This window comes from Chitinibacter tainanensis DSM 15459 (assembly GCF_000429785.1).
GTDB classification, from domain to species: domain Bacteria; phylum Pseudomonadota; class Gammaproteobacteria; order Burkholderiales; family Chitinibacteraceae; genus Chitinibacter; species Chitinibacter tainanensis.
On the sequence record NZ_AUCN01000017.1, the window covers coordinates 1 to 18135 of the forward strand.

The 18135-nt window shown below is 57.2% G+C and carries 15 protein-coding genes and 1 rRNA gene; 11 read left to right on the plus strand and 5 right to left on the minus strand.

Translation table 11 applies throughout. From position 1 onward, the window contains the following. Positions 1-173 precede the first annotated feature (173 nt). Positions 174-286 (plus strand): 5S ribosomal RNA (gene rrf / locus G482_RS0104665). Positions 287-625: 339 nt separating this feature from the next. Here the strand turns inward: rrf and G482_RS19420 are convergent. Beyond that, on the minus strand, positions 626-2374 hold the full coding sequence (locus G482_RS19420; protein ID WP_051258734.1) for an isomerizing glutamine--fructose-6-phosphate transaminase: 1749 nt from the start codon (positions 2372-2374) through the stop codon (positions 626-628). A gap of 89 nt (positions 2375-2463) precedes the next feature. Continuing rightward, entirely contained in the window at positions 2464-3897 is a 1434-nt protein-coding gene (locus tag G482_RS0104680; protein ID WP_028449061.1) for a cryptochrome/photolyase family protein, read from the minus strand. A 151-nt stretch (positions 3898-4048) separates the two neighbouring features. Here G482_RS0104680 and G482_RS17315 point away from each other — a divergent pair, with 151 nt between their 5' ends. From G482_RS17315 to G482_RS0104720, 8 genes are all read left to right on the plus strand, one after another. After that, positions 4049-4423, plus strand: coding sequence for a GntR family transcriptional regulator (locus G482_RS17315; protein ID WP_034618954.1), 375 nt, complete (start codon positions 4049-4051; stop codon positions 4421-4423). Positions 4424-4426: 3 nt separating this feature from the next. Then, the gene (locus G482_RS17320) at positions 4427-5308 is read left to right on the plus strand and encodes an ABC transporter ATP-binding protein (RefSeq protein ID WP_051258735.1); all 882 of its coding nucleotides are present in this window, start codon (positions 4427-4429) and stop codon (positions 5306-5308) included. Next, complete coding sequence (locus tag G482_RS0104695; protein ID WP_028449062.1) at positions 5305-6663, plus strand: hypothetical protein; 1359 nt, start codon at positions 5305-5307, stop codon at positions 6661-6663. Before G482_RS17320 ends, G482_RS0104695 begins: the two co-directional genes overlap by 4 nt. A gap of 140 nt (positions 6664-6803) precedes the next feature. Continuing rightward, the gene (locus tag G482_RS0104700) at positions 6804-7376 is read left to right on the plus strand and encodes a YqgE/AlgH family protein (RefSeq protein WP_028449063.1); all 573 of its coding nucleotides are present in this window, start codon (positions 6804-6806) and stop codon (positions 7374-7376) included. Next, positions 7373-7786, plus strand: a complete 414-nt coding sequence (ruvX, locus tag G482_RS0104705; RefSeq protein WP_028449064.1) for a Holliday junction resolvase RuvX — start codon at positions 7373-7375, stop codon at positions 7784-7786. The genes G482_RS0104700 and ruvX overlap by 4 nt, the downstream gene beginning before the upstream one ends. Before the next feature lie 130 nt (positions 7787-7916). Beyond that, positions 7917-8879, plus strand: a complete 963-nt coding sequence (locus tag G482_RS0104710) for an aspartate carbamoyltransferase catalytic subunit (protein WP_028449065.1) — start codon at positions 7917-7919, stop codon at positions 8877-8879. A gap of 12 nt (positions 8880-8891) precedes the next feature. Next, complete coding sequence (locus tag G482_RS0104715; RefSeq protein WP_034619031.1) at positions 8892-10166, plus strand: dihydroorotase; 1275 nt, start codon at positions 8892-8894, stop codon at positions 10164-10166. Positions 10167-10346: 180 nt separating this feature from the next. Beyond that, positions 10347-11642, plus strand: a complete 1296-nt coding sequence (locus G482_RS0104720) for an erythromycin esterase family protein (RefSeq protein ID WP_028449067.1) — start codon at positions 10347-10349, stop codon at positions 11640-11642. Positions 11643-11751: 109 nt separating this feature from the next. On the opposite strand, the gene G482_RS0104725 is transcribed toward G482_RS0104720, so the two are convergent. The 3 genes from G482_RS0104725 to xseA all read right to left on the minus strand — a co-directional run bounded on the left by G482_RS0104725 (position 11752) and on the right by xseA (position 16533). After that, entirely contained in the window at positions 11752-13833 is a 2082-nt protein-coding gene (locus G482_RS0104725; RefSeq protein WP_028449068.1) for a glycosyl hydrolase family 18 protein, read from the minus strand. Between the two features lie 166 nt (positions 13834-13999). Beyond that, positions 14000-15109, minus strand: a complete 1110-nt coding sequence (locus G482_RS0104730) for a PLP-dependent cysteine synthase family protein (RefSeq protein ID WP_028449069.1) — start codon at positions 15107-15109, stop codon at positions 14000-14002. A gap of 65 nt (positions 15110-15174) precedes the next feature. Then, positions 15175-16533: an exodeoxyribonuclease VII large subunit gene (gene xseA, locus G482_RS0104735; RefSeq protein ID WP_373277558.1), complete on the minus strand. Its 1359-nt coding sequence runs from the start codon at positions 16531-16533 to the stop codon at positions 15175-15177. Between the two features lie 369 nt (positions 16534-16902). On the opposite strand from xseA, the gene G482_RS0104740 reads away from it, so the two are divergent. Together G482_RS0104740 and G482_RS0104745 are read left to right on the plus strand one after the other, a co-directional pair. After that, positions 16903-17514, plus strand: a complete 612-nt coding sequence (locus G482_RS0104740; protein WP_028449071.1) for a MotA/TolQ/ExbB proton channel family protein — start codon at positions 16903-16905, stop codon at positions 17512-17514. Positions 17515-17660: 146 nt separating this feature from the next. Beyond that, positions 17661-18080: an ExbD/TolR family protein gene (locus tag G482_RS0104745; RefSeq protein WP_028449072.1), complete on the plus strand. Its 420-nt coding sequence runs from the start codon at positions 17661-17663 to the stop codon at positions 18078-18080. Positions 18081-18135: the final 55 nt, after the last annotated feature.

The following is an 18135-nucleotide window of genomic DNA, read 5'->3' on the forward strand; positions in this document are numbered from 1 at the left end:
CGTTAAGCTAACCGATACTAATTGCCCGTGAGGCTTGATCCTATAACCTGAGACGCGTGTATGCGACGCGATATGATCGACCCAAGATCGTTCATTAAGAGTAAAATACTTCTTCTATCGAATTCGAGTGATTGCTAATCCAGAAGGGTAAGCAGTTAACTCAACCAGTTATGTCTGGTGACCATAGCGAGGTGGTCCCACTCCTTCCCATCCCGAACAGGACAGTGAAACGCCTCAGCGCCGATGATAGTGCGGGTTCCCGTGTGAAAGTAGGTCATTGCCAGACTCCCCTAAAGAAGCCCAGCTCAGAAGAGCTGGGCTTTTTGCTTTGCGCGGCGGAAGTGGAAAGCGCTGAACAGCAGCACAGCGAAGCCCCACACAACACCCACGACAGACAGCAGCGCCGCGAACCGCCCGCGCCCAAGCCAGCGGCGTAGCAAACCAACCCCAAAACAAAGCCCAGCTACGCTGGGCTTTGTTCATTCAGGCATGGAATACAGCAATTCTGGGTGCAGTGAATAGATTTGCAGTGGGGTATGTCGCTTAGGCTATTAATACATATGGCTTATGGGGAAATACTCTGCCGAGTATTCATCTGGCTTAACTTAAAACGTTAGAGCAACATTTAGCTCGTCCGCGCTTTTTGTAGATTACGTGGCGTGTCGATCACGTTGCCGCGTTGCAATGCGCAGTGGTAGGCCAGTAGCTGCAGTGCAATCACGTAGGTGATCGGGCTGAGGTTACCTAGGCCGGTTGGCATGTGGATAACATGAAAACGCTCGCTGGAGGCGAGATTGCCATCGCTTAACACAAAGATCTCGCCGTGATTGCTGCGGATTTCGTGCAGATTGCTTAGCATGCGTTCGGCGTGTTCATTCCAGGGTAGGCAGGCAATGACCGGTAGTTCTTCATCGATGAGCGTAATTGGGCCGTGTTTAAGTTCGCCAGCGGCATAGCCAGTGGCATTCTGGTAAGCCACTTCTTTGAACTTGAACGCGCCCTCGAGCGCCACCGGGTACATCGCATGGCGGCCGATAACAAACAGATTGGCTTTACGATGCAGCTCGCTGGCCCAGCGCCGGATTTCTTTGCTGTGCTCAAGGGTGGTTTGTACGGCCGCGCTTAAACGGCGCATTTGCTGCTCAGCCGTTTGCAAGGCTTCACTGCTGAGTGCCTTACGTGCTTGCCCCAGCGCTAGTGCAAACTGATAGAGCAGCAATAGCTGGGCGGTGAAGGATTTGGTGGAGCTGACCGAGAGCTCATGGCCGCTTTCGGTTAGTAAAGTGTGGTCACAGAGGCTGGTGAGAGTGCTACCGGGGGCATTGGTGAGTGCCACAGTTTGCGCTGCACCTTTGCGCTGGGCAAGACGAATGGCTTCGAGCGTATCGGCGGTTTCACCGGATTGGGAAATCCCAATCAACATTTCATCGGGCGCGGGATGCACTTCACGGAAGCGATATTCGCTGGCCAGCTCGACCTGGACTTTGCAGCCGCCGAGCTGCTCTAGCCAATAACTGGCGATCATCGCAGCATGAAAACTCGAGCCACTGGCGACCAAGGTAATGCTGCGCAATGCGGAGAGCTTGGCCAATAGCGCGGTGCTAAATAATTTACCGCTGTGATAGCGATCTACTTGGGCCGCCAGCGTATGAGTCTGGCTCTGGATTTCATCCAGCATATGGTGCGGCACCTGAATCTGCTTGCCCGAGCTCATGCTGATGGGGGCGGTGCTTTCATCCGCGGCGATGAATGTGGGCTGGCTAAGGCCAAAGCGGACAACTTCCTGTGGTTTCATCTCGTAAGCGCTATTTGCGCTTTGCCGCATCGCCTTGGCACTGGTGGTGCAAATCTGGCGCAGGCCATCTTCCTGCCCGACCCACAGGCCCAGGCCGCCCTGTAGGGCGTACAGATATTGCGGTTGTAACTGGTCTTGCACGATCACGGCATAGTGGCCGCTGAGGGTGGTGGCGAGCTGATGCAGGGAGCTGGCCAGCGTCTGGCCATCATTGAGTTCACTCGCCAACATGGCTGTTACCAGCTGCGATAGGCTGGCACTAGGTAATAGCTGATAACGCTGACACCAGCTGGCATGTTCATCGCAATGCCCCAGTGCGGCCACGCTGAGGCGGCTTTGATGCAGATAGGGGCTAATCGCCCCGCTAGTGGAAAAGCTCGCCATGAGCCAATTGCTATGGGCTTGCGGAAACTGGATGGCCTGCACCGGTGCGGACAACGTAAGCTTGTGCAGTGCCGGTTGCGCTTCACCCGCCAGAATGAGGGCCAGCTGATGTTCATGATGCCCCAGTAAGGCGCAATGTTGGGTAAAGGCGGGTAGGACGTTTTGCGGGGCGGTAAGGGCAAGGATGTCGGGCATAGAAGGGATCAATCCGCAGTAAAATCGGCAGTAATTTGCCATCTCCTTATATTAGGAAAAAACCACTGCTTTGCCCGAGCAATCTACCGCTAGGTGTGGCTTTCCGGTGTGGTTTTGGCGCCTTTGAAGAGCGCCAGAGCGGCTTCACGTTGCACCGCGTGATCCACAATGGGGGCGGGATAATCCTGCCGCCCAAATAGATTGGTCTGCGCGCCACGGCCCTTGGCCGGTTGCCACGGCGCGTGCAGCTGCGCATCAGGCAAGTGCGCCAATTCGGGGCAATAGCGGCGGATAAATTTACCTTGCGGGTCAAATTTTTCCGACTGGCTAACCGGATTAAAAATGCGGAAATAGGGCTGCGCATCGCAGCCCGTTGAGGCGGCCCATTGCCAGCCGCCATTATTGGCAGCCAGATCGAAATCCAGCAGGTGCGTGGCGAAATAGCGCTCGCCCCAGCGCCAATCGATCAGTAGATCTTTCACCAAAAAGCTCGCTGCAATCATGCGCAGCCGGTTGTGCATATAGCCGGTTTGGTTTAGCTGGCGCATCGCCGCGTCCACAATCGGATAGCCCGTTTGGCCCTCGCACCAGGCGGCAAACCAGTCTTCGCGGTTCGGGAAGGGCAGCTGATCGTATTCTGGCTTGAATGCGTGCGCCACTACATCAGGGCGATGCCAGAGCAGTTGCTGATAAAACTCCCGCCAGATTAATTCCGACAGCCATGTTTCCGCGCCGCTGCCACCGTGTTGTTGAGCAAAGCGCGCCAGCTCGCGGATCGAAACGGTGCCGAAGCGCAGGTGAACCGATAAATACGACACGCCTTTCACCGCTGGAAAATCACGCGCCTGCTGATAATCCGCAATGCGCTGCTGAAAATCGGCAAACAAGGTCTCGCCACCGCTGATGCCCAGCGGCATGCGCAGCTCGCTTAAATTGGTTTTCTCAAAGCCGAGTTCTTTAAGAATCGGAAAATACTGCGCCGGCAGCGGCATCAGCTTATGCAGGAGCGACTGGCTGGAATGGCTCACCAGATCGGCTGGTTGCAAGCGCGCCAGCCACGCGCGCTTGTAGGGCGTGAATACGCTATACATCCCACCGCTTTGGGTCAGGATCTGGTCTTGTTCAAAGATGACTTGGTCTTTGTGGGTATGTAGCGCTATGCCATGCTGCTTAAGCGTGCTAGCCACATACTCATCCCGGGTAATGGCAGTGGGCTCGTAATCTCGCGCGCAATGCACACTGCCGGCTCCCAGTTCCCGCGCCAGAGCCGGGATTTCATGGCGTGGATCGCCATGGCGGATCAATAGATCACTGCCATGCTTGCGCAACTCGGTTTTCAGCTCTTTCAGGGTTTCCCAGATAAATTCCACGCGCCGATCAGCGCGCGGTAAATCTTGCAAAATCGTGGTGTCGAACACAAAGGCCACCGCCACCTGATCGGCCTCTTGCAAAGCCGCCGCCAATGCCGCGTGATCAAATAGCCGTAAATCCCGGCGCAACCAAACCAAAGCTGTGCTGGCCATGGCGTTTCCTGCTGAGTGTCAAAAGATACTGAATGGTAGCGCATTTTGGTGGCGATTCGCGAGGTGAGAAAACGTCAGCCATGGGTAATCTGTCTTGACTGTATATGTGTATTGATAAAATAATACACATATACAGTTGTGGAGCACCCGAATGTTCGTGCTAAACCCCCATTTGCCCACGCCGATCTATCGGCAAATTCAGGATCAGGTGCGCCGTCTGATTGCCGGTGGCCAGCTTGCGCCGGGCGATGCCTTGCCCTCCGTGCGCGACATTGCCGAAGCGCACGCCGTGAATCCGATGACGATTTCCAAGGCCTATAGCTTGCTCGAAGCCGAAGGCTTGCTGTTGCGCCAGCGGGGTAAGCCGATGACGGTGGCCGCGCCAAGCGCTCATCACCGTAGCCCGCAGCAGCAACTGGCCCCCTTGCTGACCGATTTGATTATGGCCGCCCGCCAGCTTGGGCTGACCGACGCCGAGCTACAAGCCGCGCTGATGACCGCGCTGCAAAACCCTAGTCAGGAGTAAACCATGCATGTAAGCGATTCATTTCTAGTTGCCCGTGATGTCGAACTGGGCGCCGTGCAGTGCAAAGGCCAAAGCTTCACCATCGAGCCGGGACAGGTGATTGGCTTGGTCGGCAAAAATGGCGCTGGCAAAACTACCTTGCTTGATGGTTTGCTCGGCTACACCTTTTTGGCAAGCGGTGAGGTCAAGGTATTTGGTCATCCGCCCACCGCAATGCCGAAAGAGGTTTGCAGCCAAATTGGCTTTGTCGCGCAAGTCGACGATTTAATGCCGTGGCTCACTGGCAAAGAAATGCTGGCCGCGGCCAAGCTGTTTCATACCCACTGGAATAAGGAGCTGGTTGAGCGTCTTGTTAACAATTGGCGCGTGCCGCTCTCGCAACAGATAAGCGAAATGTCGGTCGGGGAGCGGCAAAAGCTAGCTTTGATTGCGGCGATGGCGCATGAACCGAAATTACTGGTGCTCGACGAGCCGGCGGCCAGTCTCGATCCGGTCGCACGCCGCGCTTTAATCGAAGAAATCATCGCCATCGTTGCCGATGGCGAGCGTTCAGTGCTGCTATCTAGCCATATTTTCAGCGATATCGAGCGCGTGGCTAGCCATCTGTGGCTATTGGAAAACGGGCGCCTCAGTTTCGATGGCGAATTGGACGAGCTTAAAGAATCTATCGTCCGCCTACATTTGACTCACCCCTTGAAGATTGCCGACTCACTTGCGCTTACCACGAGCCGGGTGGTGCGCACCGAGGTCAGCGCTGAGCGTGAAACATGGATTATCCGCGGCTGGAACGATGAGCTCGCCGCCGAATGTGCTGCAGCAATCACTTCACCGTATCACGTTGAATCTTTGGGTTTGGAAGACGCTTTTGTGGAGATCTCGCAATGAGCTTCGTCGCGGACGTGTTCACCCGATGGCAAGATCCGGCGATCCGGGTGCAGCGAAATTGGATTTTTACCCTGCTCTGGGGGCGCACCAGCAATCAGCGGCTGATCTGGCCTTTGGCGTATATGCTGTTGTTGTGCGGCATGGCGATCTTTCCTACTGATTTTGTACGAGCGCTTTATTTTCCCTTGGCTTTTCTAGCCTTTGCGCCAAGCCTGAATACGGCCGCGCTGATTGAGGCTCTTGGGCACTGGCGGGTACGCAAACCAGCTGGCGCAGTGCTGATTGCGCAGGCGCTGTTACTCAATAGTCTGGTATGGAGCTTGATTGGTTTGCTGTTCTGGTATCGCACAGCCAACCCAACAGTTTTGGTGCTCATGGGGTTTGCGTGGCTATTTGGTCAATTTATGGCCTTTGCGCTGCCGCAGGCCTTTGCCCAACGTAGCTTGCATCCAGCCCAAGGCCACGCCTGGCCAGTGCAGCTGGCATTGGCGGTGCTGTTTGTGCCGTTGTTTGCGCTATTGCTGTATCCGCAGTATGAGATCTGGATTAGGGCCGCCTTGCTGCTGTGCACGTTGGCTTTGCTGTTAGGGTTGCGGGTGCAAATACAGCGCTTTGGCCAGCCACGAGTCATGTCGCCTCGCCCTGCAAGCGCCGCTGCGCAACAGGTATCGCTAAGCGCTAAATCAGCGCTGCGGTTCCGGATCGAGACGAATTTAGGCTTTGCTCTGGATGCCAAAGGTTGGCGCAAACTGCTCGGTCAGTTATTGCTCACGCCTTATGCGCTGATTTTGCTGTATCAACATGTGTTGCCGATGCCTGCGGTAAATCAATGGGGTGCTGGTGCTCTGTTTGCGATGCAGACAGGGACGTTCCTCGTGCACTTTTCGGCTCGTCGCCAATGGTCGAATGCCTGGTTAAGCCGCGCGCATAGCCGTCGCCAACTCTGGTGGCAGGATGAGCAGCTGTTTGTGGGTGGCCTGCTGCTCATCACGGGGCTAAATTATCTGCTGCTGCGCTTATTGGGGATGGATAACGGTACGCAAATCATGAATGCCGCGCTCCTGTTTGTGGTGGGGATGGCTTTCCTGCGCTATCTGGTGCTGAGCTTGCCGTGGCTTAATTTATTTGGCCTCAATGCCAGGGGGCGCACCGATCTGCAAGGCGTTGGCTTGGCGTTTATTTTGCTCATGCCGATTTGGTTTGCCGTCGCTTGGGTTTGGAGCAAAGGCGTGCAAGATCAAATTGAGCTGATGATTATTAGCTTGGCTGCGCCGACTCCGATCCTTGCGTATTTTTCTTATCGCTATGCGCTGCAGATTGATTTGGGGGCGATACGCCGCGCCAAATTGAGTTGATATCATGGGTATATTCTTGTAGCCGTTAGGTTGATTGGTTTACAGGGCTATACCTAAGGCATGGATGCCGCGGCAGAGGGCGAGGTGTTTGTGCGGTGTTGGCGCAGCGACTTTGGCAAAGCTATGCGATAATCACGGCTATGGAAAACACTGCCTCTCTGAATCTCAGTCGTCATTTTCTGGTGGCGATGCCGAGCTTGAGCGACCCGATTTTTGCGCGCTCGGTTATTCTGATTTGCGAGCACACGTCCTCCGGGGCGATGGGCATCATTCTCAATCGCCCGCTGGGCATGACCCTGCAAACCCTGTTTGATCAGCTCGAACAAGAGCTGCATCGGCCCGATGTGAGCGAGCTGGGCGTGCATTTTGGCGGCCCGGTGCAGACCGACCGCGGCTTCTTGCTGCATACTCCGATTGGCGATTGGCAATCGTCGCTGATTGTGAGCAGCGAGCTGGCGCTGACCACCTCGCGCGATATTCTCACCCAGATTGGCGAAGGCGGCGGCCCCGAGCGGCTGTTTGTGGCCTTGGGCTTCTCTGGTTGGGAAGCGGGTCAGCTGGAAAAAGAAATCGCCGAAAATTCTTGGCTTACTGTGCCGATGCAGGATATGCAAATCCTGTTCGATACGCCGGTGGATGCCCGCTACGACGCAGCGCTGGCGCTGTTGGGCATTGATATGGCGATGCTCTCGAAAGAGGCGGGGCACGCATGAGCACGGTGCTGGGCTTTGATTTTGGCGAAGCCCGCATCGGCGTGGCGATGGCCAGTACCGAGCTCGGGATTGCCCATCCGCTGGAAACCATTAGCGGCGAAGGCAATGACAGCAAATTCGCCCGCATTGCCGCCCTGATTGCCGAATGGCAGCCCAGCCAGCTGGTGGTGGGCTTGCCCACCCATCTGGATGGCACCGAACACGAAATGACCAGACTGGCGCGCAAATTTGCCAATCGGCTCACCGGCCGCTTTGGTCTGCCGGTGGCGCTGGTGGATGAGCGCTTGTCGAGCGCGGGCGCAACCCAGGCTTTAAATGAAACCGGCTTGCGCGGGCGCAAGCAAAAACCAGCGCTTGATCAGGTGGCGGCCATGCAGATCTTGCAAAGCTATCTGGATGGCGGGGTGTAAAGCAATGATTAATGGGTATGTCTGTGTAAGCCAATTGATAAAAGGCTTGGCTGGCAATACCCCTGTAGGAATGATTGGCCGGCTTTGCTGGCCATTGTTTTAAAGTGCAGTAATCCGCAGCGAGGATGCTATGTATAACCCGCAATTGAACGCGCAAGGTGAGCTGATTCACCTGCTGACCACCGAAGGTCTGCCGCGCCGCATTCTGAACCAGATTCTGGATAAAGCGGCCGAATTTGTTTCGGGTGGCGAGCTCGTTAACCAGAAATTCACCGATCTGGCTGGTACGTCGGTGTTTAATCTGTTTTTCGAAAACTCGACCCGCACCCGCACCACCTTTGAAATCGCCGCCAAGCGGCTGTCGGCCGATGTATCTAGCTTGAATATTCAGGCTTCCAGCACCGCCAAGGGTGAAACCCTGCTCGATACCGTGCACAACCTCGAAGCGATGGGCGCCAATCTGTTTGTGGTGCGTCATTCGGAATCGGGCGCGGCGCATCTGATTGCCAAGCATGTGAAACCGGGCGTGGCGGTGGTGAATGCCGGCGATGGTCGCCATGCGCACCCCACGCAGGCGATGCTGGATATGTTCACGATTCGCCACTTCAAAGGCGACTTTACCAGTCTGCGCGTGGCGATTGTTGGCGATATTCTGCATTCGCGCGTGGCGCGCTCGCAGATTCATGCGCTCTCGACGCTGGGTTGCCCCGAAATCCGCGTGATTGCGCCGAAAACCTTGCTGCCAACCGGTATCGAGCAGCTGGGCGTGCATGTGTACCATGATATGGAAGCGGGCCTGAAAGACGTCGATGTGGTCGCCATGCTGCGTTTGCAAAACGAGCGCATGGCCGGCGCGTATCTGCCCAGCACGCAAGAATTTTTCAAATTCTATGGCCTCACCCCAGAAAAACTGGCGCTGGCCAAACCCGACGCGATCGTGATGCACCCGGGCCCGATGAACCGCGGGGTGGAGATTGATTCGGCCGTGGCCGATGGCGCGCAAGCCGTGATTCTGCCGCAGGTGACGTTTGGTATCGCGGTGCGGATGGCGGTGTTGAGTATTGTGACGGCGAATCAGCGGGGGCTGCTGTAAATGAATGCGCATATGAAACAGATCCAGATTCTGAATGGTCGGCTGGTTGATCCATTGCAGGGTACCGAAACGCAGGCGGATTTATTCGTGGCCGGTGGCCAGATTGTGGGCGTGGGAAGCGCGCCAGCGGGCTTTGTGGCCGAAGAAACCATCGATGCCCGCGGGCTGGTAGTGGCGCCGGGGCTGGTGGATTTTGCCGCGCGTCTGCGTGAGCCGGGCCAGGAATACAAGGCCACGCTGGCCAGTGAAATGGCCGCTGCCGTAGCCGGGGGCGTGACTAGCGTGGTGTGTACGCCCGATACCGATCCGGTGCTCGACGAAGTGGGTTTGGTCACCATGCTGCGCCAGCGCAGTAAAACCCTCGATCTGGCCCGCGTTTATCCAGTGGGGGCGCTGACGCGCGGACTAAAAGGGGTGGAAATCACCGAGATGGCGCAGCTGCATGAAGCCGGCTGCGTGGCGTTCTCGCAAGGCGATGTGCCGATTGCCGATTTGCAAGTGTTGTACCGCGCCATGCTCTATGCGGCCAATTATGGCTTTGAGCTGCGCCTGCGCCCGGAAGAAGCCTCCTTGGTGAATGACGGCGTCGCACACGATGGCCCGTATGCGTCGCGCCTCGGCCTGACCGGGATTCCGGTGGTAGCCGAAACCATCGCCATTGCCCAGATTACCCAGCTGATGCGCGCCACCGGTTGTAAAGTGCATCTGGCGCGTGTTTCCAGCGCGGCAGGGCTCGAGCTGATTCGCGCCGCCAAACGCGAAGGGCTGAAGCTGACCTGCGATGTGAGCATTAACCACATTCATCTGGTGGATCTGGATATCGGTTTCTTTGATAGCCAATACCGCTTCGACCCGCCGCTGCGCAGTGTGGCCGACCGCGATGCGATCGTGGCCGCGCTGAATGATGGCACCATCGATATGATCTGCTCGGATCACGCCCCGGTGGATGATGACGGCAAATTGCTGCCGTTTGCCGAAGCCGAACGCGGCGCCACCGGTTTGGAATTACTGCTGCCATTAACTCTGGCCTGGGCACGGCAGCAGCGCATCAGCCTGCCGGTTGCGCTGGCCAAGATCAGCTCGACGCCGGCCAAAGCCTTGGGCTTTGCCGCAGGGCTGGCCGTGGGCCAACGCGCCGACTTGCTGATCTTTGATCCCGAAGGCAGCTGGTATGTCTTGCCGGAGAAGCTCAAATCACAAGGCAAAAACACGCCGTTCATCGGGCATGAAATGATCGGCCAAGTGAAGTACACGCTGGTGAAAGGCAAATTGGTGTATCAAGGCTGATCTGGATCAGCGCGGCTAAGTCGCTGATTCCCGAAACTATAAGCGGATGGCATGCCATCCGCTTTTTCTTTGCGTGCGGAATAAATCGCCTGTGAGCTAGGGCAATGTCAGCGGCATGGCGGTTTTACGCTTTCAGGAAGATTGCAGTATCCTATTGGCTGCAAAAAGGGGAGAGAACCAATGCGTCATACTTTGCTGGCGGTCTGTGTGGCCGCTGCCTTGGCGGGCTGTGGGGAAAAAGCCGCCAAACCTGAATCGGCTTCGGCCGTCGCCACCGTGGCGGATACACAGGCCGCTCAGAGCTGGCTGAAAGCCAATGTGAAACCACTTAATAGTCTCAGTGCGGGCGAAGGCGTGGATAACGCCGATTTAGCCGAATTTGCCAGCGCGATTGGCGACGCCAAAGTGGTGGTGCTCAATGAAAGCCATTACGCCGATGCCAATGCCTTTGAATTGATGAACCGCTTGGTGCAATACCTGCATCAGCAGCAAGGCTTTGATGTGCTGCTGATTGAAAGCGCGATGTTCGATGTGGATGGCATGTGGCGCAGCGCGGTGGATAAAAATGCCAGCCTCGCCGAATTGGCGCCGGGCCGTGTGTTTTATATGTATTCGCAAACCGAATCGGGCCGCAAAGTATTGCAGTATCTCGATCAGGCCCGTACCACTGCGCAGCCGCTGCAATTGGCCGGGTTTGATATTCCGTTAGCGGGCGCGAGCTCGACGCATGATTTATTGCCGCTGCTGGAAGCTTTTTTGAAGCAGCGCGGTTCTAGCGTCGTGAGCCAGCCGGCTTGGGCTGAATATCTGGCAGTGGCGAAAAAAGCTATCTCGCTCAATAGCGAAGGCGCCAAGCTGGCCGAATTTAATCAAGTGTCGGCGCAGCTGGAAAAAGAACTGTGCAGCGATACAGCTCAGCCGGCTGATGTACGCCAAAGCGCGGGCTGGTGGTGCCGGCAGGTGCGCGGGATTGCCACCAATGTCATGCGCCAGCAGCATCGTGAAGACAAAAACTACGATTATCGCGATACCGCCATGGCCGACAATGCCAGCTGGTTGCTCGATAACGTGTTTGCCGGCCACAAGGTGATTGTCTGGACCAATGCGGCCCACGGTATTCCCGCCACCACTGGCACGAACCCGGATACCAAGCAGGCGATTCATTCTTTCGGCTGGCATTTGCAGGCCAAGCTGGGTAAAGATCTGTATATCGCCAGCTTGCTGCCACTGGGTGGGCAGATTAATAAATACTGGGATCAGGGTACGGCGCCGGTGCAGTGGCCGGCGGATGCGTTGGCCAGCGCGCTCAAGGCCGCGGGCTTGGTGCAGGGCTTTGTGAACGCGCCGCAAGATCCAGCCGCCGTCGCGGGCTTGAGCGGGCCGGTGCTGGGTAAAGATCTGAACGGGGTATTCTTCTACAACGAAGCTAAACCGGCCACTCAGGGGCAATACCCTATCTTGCCACTGCCAAACTAAGCCTAATTCCCAGCCAATCCGCGCGTGAGCTCTGTGGCGCGCGGCGAAAAAAAGCCCGCCAATTGGCGGGCTTTTTAGTGCACGGCCGGTGATACTGGCCAGATCGCGCTTACTTGATTTCAGCCATGGTTTTGGTCAGAGTGGCGTTGGCATCGTCACCATCCAGCGCCCAGCTGAAGTTACCACGCAGCCCTTTGGCCTTCAGGTATTCATTTTTCAGGCGGATGGTTTGCACGTCGTCATAGCTCCACCAGTCGCCCGTGGTGGTGTACAAGTACAGCTGTTTGGTCACTGGGTGGTATTTGCGTACCCCAGCTACGTCTTTCAGCGCTTTGTAATCACCATAACCAGCTTCGGTTTGCACGCCGACTTTACCCGCAGCGCGAGTTTTCTTCTGATACAGACCATCATTCAGGCTCGCTACCCCGCCAAAGCCGCGACCATAGTACGGAATACCCAGCACGATTTTATCGGCTGGCATGCCATTGGCCATTAGTTTGGTCAGCGCATCGTCGATGTTGTACGTGCGGGCGATGCCCACGGTTGGGTCGGCTGGATCTGGATACAGGTGCGAATGGAAGTTGGTGGTGTCATCCCAATCACCGTGGAAGTCATAAGTCATGACATTCACCCAGTCCATTGATTTGCTGTATTGCGCTGGCTCGGTTTGGTCGATTTTCTCGCTACCCGCGCCAATGGCGGCGGTGAGGTAGAATTTCTTGCCACCTTGGCTCGCGCCGTATTCATCCAGCTGTTTGCGGAACTCGGCCATCAGCAAGGTGAGGTTATGCTTGTCGTTGACCGCATCCACCACGTTATTGCCGATACCTTGTACGCCTGGGTATTCCCAATCGATATCGATCCCGTCGAAGATACCTTTGGCCACGCCCGCACCACCAGCCGGATCACCGCCCGATTTTTTCAGATTACCCTTGAGGTAAACGTCGATACACGAAGCCACCAGCGCTTTACGGTTGGCATCGGTTGCGGCAGCGGTGGAGAAGAAACGCGACCAAGTCCAGCCACCCAGAGAGATAAAGATCTTCAGGTTCGGGTTTTTGGCTTTCAGTTTCTTCAGCTGGTTGAAATTACCTTTGAGTGTACTTTCCCAAGTATCGGCAACGCCATCGACCGAGTCTTTGGCCGCGTAATCCATCTGGTAATCCGCCCAGGCATCGCCACCATCGCCGGCGGTATTGCCATCGTTGGCTTTATTGATACCGCTATCGCATTTGATGGTGCCATCGGCTTGTTTGTAGATGTTGCCAAAAGCGTAGTTGATGAAGGTGAGCTTGGCTGCAGCGCCACTGTCTTGCACGGCTTTGGCGAAGAAGGCGCTGTCGTACACGCCCCATTGCGTGAAGTAAGAACCGACTTCACGGCTACCCACTGGCGCAGGTGTTGGGGTTGGGCCGACTGGGGTTGGCGCAGCTGTTGGCGCTGTAGTCGGTGCAGTGGTTGGCGCTACCGTTGGTGCCGTGGTTGGAACCGCTGTTGGTACGGTAGTCGGTTTTGGCGTCGCGGTCGGTGCAGTCGTTGGGGCCGTCGTTGGTGCTGTTGTCGGCGCTACGGTTGGCACTGCAGTTGGCTTCGGCGTAGCGGTTGGCGCTACGGTTGGTGCAGAGGTCGGCGCCGTAGTTGGGGCGGCTGTCGGCACAACGCCGCAGCTGCCGCCAGCTTTCCACAGGGTTGGGGTTGTGGCTGGTGTCCAGCCCGCGCCAACAAAGGCGGTGTGTGCGCTCAGGGCGGTGTAGCTGACGCCGTTGTAGCTCACGACGTCGCCAGTTTTATAGCTGGCGCCTTCGGCCCATACGGCACAGCTGCCACTTGGTGGCACGGTTACGGCGGGCGTAGCGGTTGGTTTCGCGGTCGGTGTTGGGGTGGCTGGAGCGGCGGTCGGGGCAGTTGTTGGTGCTACCGTTGGCGCTGCAGTTACCACTGGGCTTGGGGTGGCCGTACCGGCGCCACAGCTACCCAGATCAGTCCAGACGCCCCACGTGCCCGCTTTGCTCGGGTCTTCGTTCAGTGTCCACCATTTATTGCTGTAGTTATGCCCGGCTTGGCTCACCACGGTGCCAGATTGGCCATAAGTGGTGGCGGCCGACCATGGGGCGGCACATTCAGCAGCCATGACTTGGCTGCCAATGATGACCAGCGAACTGGCCAGCACTGTTTTACACAGTTTGTTCATCTCATCCATCTCCTTGTTGGGGTAGCGCGCTGGCAGATCGCCGCTGCGGCAGTAGCTCTATCTTGAGCCTTGGTGCGGCAAGCTGTGACCCAAGGGCCAGCAGGCGCGCGCTTAGAATGCGCCGGATGAGATCAAAAGTAAATAATTGGTATCACATTAATTTTTATTAAGATACCAGTTTGCCGGGTGGGCTGGCGCTACGCAGCGACGGCAGTGGCGCGTCGCTGTCGGCGCAGGCGGCTAGCTCTGCATACAGCGGGGCTAAGTGGTAGCCCTGGGCGCTCAGCCACGCCGCATCGTAATAGCTGTGGCGGTAGCGCTCACCGCTATCGCACAGCAGCGTCACCAGGCTGCCGGTTTCGCCTTTGGCGCGCATCGCCTGAGCCAGCTCTAAGATGCCCAGCCAGTTGCAGCCGGTTGATCCGCCAACCTTTTTGCCCAGTTTGTCACTGAGCCAGTGCGCGGCGGCCAGGCTGTAGGCATCGGGCACGTGCAGCATCAGATCAATCACGCTGGGGATAAACGAGGGCTCTACCCGCGGACGGCCAATGCCTTCAATGCGCGAGCCGCAAGTCAGGGTGAGGTCTTGCCGGCCTTCGGCGTAGCTGGTGAAAAACACCGAGTTCTCCGGGTCGACGCAGCAAATACCAGTGGCATGCTGGCGATAGCGTACATAGCGGCCGAGCGTGGCGCTGGTGCCACCGGTGCCGCAGCTGGTGACGATCCAGCGCGGAATCGGATACCGCTCCAGTGCCATTTGCTTAAAGATCGATTCGGCGATGTTGTTATTGGCGCGCCAATCGGTGGCGCGCTCGGCATAGGTGAATTGATCCATAAAATGCCCGCCGGTGGCGGCGGCCAGCCGCTGCGATTCGGCACTGATTTGCGTGGGGTCCGCCACCAGATGGCATTGGCCGCCGTAAAACTCGATGGCGGCGATTTTGTCGCGGCTGGTGCTGGCCGGCATCACAGCGATAAAGGGTAGGCCGAGCAGGCGGGCAAAATAGGCTTCCGATACCGCGGTCGAGCCGCTGGACGCCTCGATCACCGTGCTGTGGGGATGGAGCCAGCCATTGGCCAGCGCATACATAAACAGCGAGCGGGCCAGCCGATGCTTCAGGCTGCCGGTGGGATGGCTGGATTCATCCTTCAGATAAATATCAATGCCGGGAAAGCCGGGCAGCTGCAGCGGGATCAGATGGGTGTCGGCCGAGCGATTAAAATCGGCTTCGATGGTCTGGATGGCCTGATTGAGCCATTCGCGATGAGCGCGCATCTGGATACTCCCTGCGGTATGTGCTGCTAAGCATTAATATTAAATGGCTTGGCAGCAATACCCTGCTAGATATCCAGCTGCCCTTGTTGCAGTAGCCCTTGTTTCACTTCCACTTTAATCGTGGCATCGCTAAAGCGAATATCCAGCATTTCCCCAGCGCGGGTGGCCTCGGCGGCGCGCACCAGGCTGCCATCGCCGCGCTGCACCAGCGCATAGCCGCGGGCCAGTACCTGCTGTGGGTCCCATGGCAGCAGCCGGTATTGCAATTGCCCCAGCTGGTGCTGCGCCGCGGTCAGGCGTTGCTGCCAGGCTTGCTGCAAGCGCTGGCGGGCGCGGGCCAATTGCTGTTGCTGCGGCAATAATTGCGGCGCCTGATGCTGTAGCCGCAGCGCATAGCGGCCCAGCTGTTGCTGGCGATGCAACTGCTGGTAATGCAGGGTTTGCTGCAATTGGCGGGCTTTTTGCTGTAATTCGCGCTGCTGCTGCGCCAATCTTTGCCCCGGATGCTGCAAACGGCGGCCCAGTAAATCCAGCCGCTGCATTTGCCGCTGCAGCTGTTGCGCCAGCTGGCGTTGCAGCCGCTGGCCCCGCTGCGCCAGTTGCTGTAGTAGTTCTTGCCGATTGGGGCTGACCAGCTCGGCGGCGGCGGTGGGGGTAGGAGCGCGCACGTCGGCCACAAAATCGGCCATGGTGAAGTCGGTTTCGTGCCCAACCCCGCTTACCACCGGCAGCGGGCAGGCGGCAATGGCTCGCGCAACGGCCTCTTCATTAAACGACCACAGGTCTTCCAGCGAGCCACCGCCACGGCAGACGATCAGTACATCCACTTCGGCGCGTTGGCCGGCGGTTTGAATGGCGCGGGCGATCTGCAGATGCGCATCCGCGCCCTGTACCGCGGTGGGGTAAAGGATAATCGCCAAGCCCGGCATGCGCCGGCGCAGGGTGCTCAGCACATCGCGCAGTGCGGCCGCGGCGGGTGAGGTGACGATGCCGATCCGTTGCGGGAAGTGCGGCAGGGCTCGTTTGCGCTCGGCGGCAAACAGTCCTTCGGCGGCGAGCTGTTTTTTTAGCGCTTCAAAGCGCTCAAACAGCGCGCCTTGGCCGGCCGGGCGCATGGCCTCGATGGTGAGCTGAAAATCCCCGCGCGCCTCGTACAGCGACACCACTGCGCGCACTTCCACCTGCAGGCCTTCGCGGGGTTGAAAATCCAGCAGCGCAGCGCGGCCGCGGAACATCACGCAGCGCACTTGCGCATTGGCATCTTTCAAGCTGAAGTAGCAATGCCCCGAATCATAGCGCTTGAAATTCGATATTTCGCCCGCCACCCACAAGCTAGGAAAGCCACTTTCTAGCAGCAGACGAACATCCCGATTCAGTTGTGTGACAGATACTACAGCTTTCTGGGGGCTTGACAAATCCGGAATCACGGCAAAAACGCCTCGAGTAATCCACAAAATCGAGCATCCAAGCCATGCGGCTGGCTAATCCAATCTTGTAGTTGAGAATTCATGGTTAAGTTATTGATTTATATGCTTATTGATCTGGTGCAAAATATGAGAAAATGATGACGAAACTGGCCGGTAGCGCTTGAAAATGGCTGGCTGGCGCAACTTAGTCACAAAGTTATCCACAGAAATTGTGGGTAAACGGATTTTTCTCAATCAGATCTGTCGCTTAGTCTCCGGCAAGCGGATTGCGACACTTCCCCCGCGCGCAAATAGCGGCTAAAGTTACGCGGTTTTCTGGCTTTACTCCAGAGCCTCCGGATTTCTTTTGATTAGGGTTCCCATACTATGTTCGCCATCATCCAGGCAGCGGGCTGGCCAATCTGGCTGATTATCGCCGCTTCCATCGCCACAGTGACCATCATCATCGAGCGCCTGCTAAGCCTGCGTAAATCGCAAGTCTTGCCGGCCGGCCTCTTGGCCAAAGTGGTGCAGGATTATCGCGCGAACGGCGTCAATGCCGAAACCCTGAATAAACTGGCCGCCTCTAGCCCACTGGGCCGCGTGTTTGCCGCCGGCCTGAAAAACGTGAAAAGCTCACGCGAAATCATGAAAGAGTCGATCGAAGAAGCCGGCAGCGCCGTGGCTCACGATCTGAATCGCTATCTGTCGACCTTGGGTACTTTGGCTTCGGTGACGCCGCTGTTGGGCCTGTTTGGCACGGTAGTGGGCATGATCGAGATCTTCGGCTCGCAGTCACCCACCGGCGGCAGCAACCCGGCTGCGCTGGCCTACGGTATTTCGGTGGCCCTCTATAACACCGGCTTTGGCATTATCGTGGCGGTACCTGCGCTGATGTTCTACCGCTATTTCGCCAGCAAAGTGGATGATTTCGTGGTGGAAATGGAGCAGCAAGCCATCAAGCTGGTCGAAGTCGTTCACGGCGAGCGCCACCAATAATTCGCTAAGAACGGGCGGCAAGCCCACGGCCAGCATAGAGCTGACGCGAAACCGATCTGTACTTGGTAGTGAATGTCGGTTTCCTGTCGCTTTGGTCGCCGGGCGTTTCGCGCCGTTCTTGATGCCAGTTGAAGGACTGAAAAGCCATGAAATTTCGTAAAGGACGCGGCCGCGTCGAGCCGGAAATCAATTTCATCCCGCTGATTGATGTATTGCTGGTGATTTTGATCTTCCTGATGGCCACCACCACGTATTCCAAATTTGCCGAGCTGAAAATCAATCTGCCTACAGCCGATGCTGAAAAACAGCAGGAGCAGCCGAAAACCATTCAGGTAGCGATTTCGGCGCAAGGCCAGTATGCGATCAATGGCCAGACTGCGGCCTTTGGTAGCCCTGATGATTTCTCGGTGCAACTGCGCCGCGCGGCGGGCGAGAGCACCGATCCGATGGTGATTATTAATGCCGACGCCCAAGCTACCCACCAAGCGGTGGTGAACGTCATGGAAGCCGCCCGGCTGGCCGGCTTTGGCAAACTGACCTTTGCCACGCAAACCACGGGTAAATAACTCGGTACTACTCACCAAAACGGCGCTGCGGCGCCGTTTTTTATTGCAGGACGCA

Bases quoted from the DNA above. Each gene is read 5' to 3' on its own strand.
- G482_RS19420 (WP_051258734.1), bottom strand. From the start codon at position 2,374: ATGCCCGACATCCTTGCCCTTACCGCCCCGCAAAACGTCCTACCCGCC.
- G482_RS0104680 (WP_028449061.1), bottom strand. From the start codon at position 3,897: ATGGCCAGCACAGCTTTGGTTTGGTTGCGCCGGGATTTACGGCTATTT.
- G482_RS17315 (WP_034618954.1), top strand. From the start codon at position 4,049: ATGTTCGTGCTAAACCCCCATTTGCCCACGCCGATCTATCGGCAAATT.
- G482_RS17320 (WP_051258735.1), top strand. From the start codon at position 4,427: ATGCATGTAAGCGATTCATTTCTAGTTGCCCGTGATGTCGAACTGGGC.
- G482_RS0104695 (WP_028449062.1), top strand. From the start codon at position 5,305: ATGAGCTTCGTCGCGGACGTGTTCACCCGATGGCAAGATCCGGCGATC.
- G482_RS0104700 (WP_028449063.1), top strand. From the start codon at position 6,804: ATGGAAAACACTGCCTCTCTGAATCTCAGTCGTCATTTTCTGGTGGCG.
- ruvX (WP_028449064.1), top strand. From the start codon at position 7,373: ATGAGCACGGTGCTGGGCTTTGATTTTGGCGAAGCCCGCATCGGCGTG.
- G482_RS0104710 (WP_028449065.1), top strand. From the start codon at position 7,917: ATGTATAACCCGCAATTGAACGCGCAAGGTGAGCTGATTCACCTGCTG.
- G482_RS0104715 (WP_034619031.1), top strand. From the start codon at position 8,892: ATGAAACAGATCCAGATTCTGAATGGTCGGCTGGTTGATCCATTGCAG.
- G482_RS0104720 (WP_028449067.1), top strand. From the start codon at position 10,347: ATGCGTCATACTTTGCTGGCGGTCTGTGTGGCCGCTGCCTTGGCGGGC.
- G482_RS0104725 (WP_028449068.1), bottom strand. From the start codon at position 13,833: ATGAACAAACTGTGTAAAACAGTGCTGGCCAGTTCGCTGGTCATCATT.
- G482_RS0104730 (WP_028449069.1), bottom strand. From the start codon at position 15,109: ATGCGCGCTCATCGCGAATGGCTCAATCAGGCCATCCAGACCATCGAA.
- G482_RS0104740 (WP_028449071.1), top strand. From the start codon at position 16,903: ATGTTCGCCATCATCCAGGCAGCGGGCTGGCCAATCTGGCTGATTATC.
- G482_RS0104745 (WP_028449072.1), top strand. From the start codon at position 17,661: ATGAAATTTCGTAAAGGACGCGGCCGCGTCGAGCCGGAAATCAATTTC.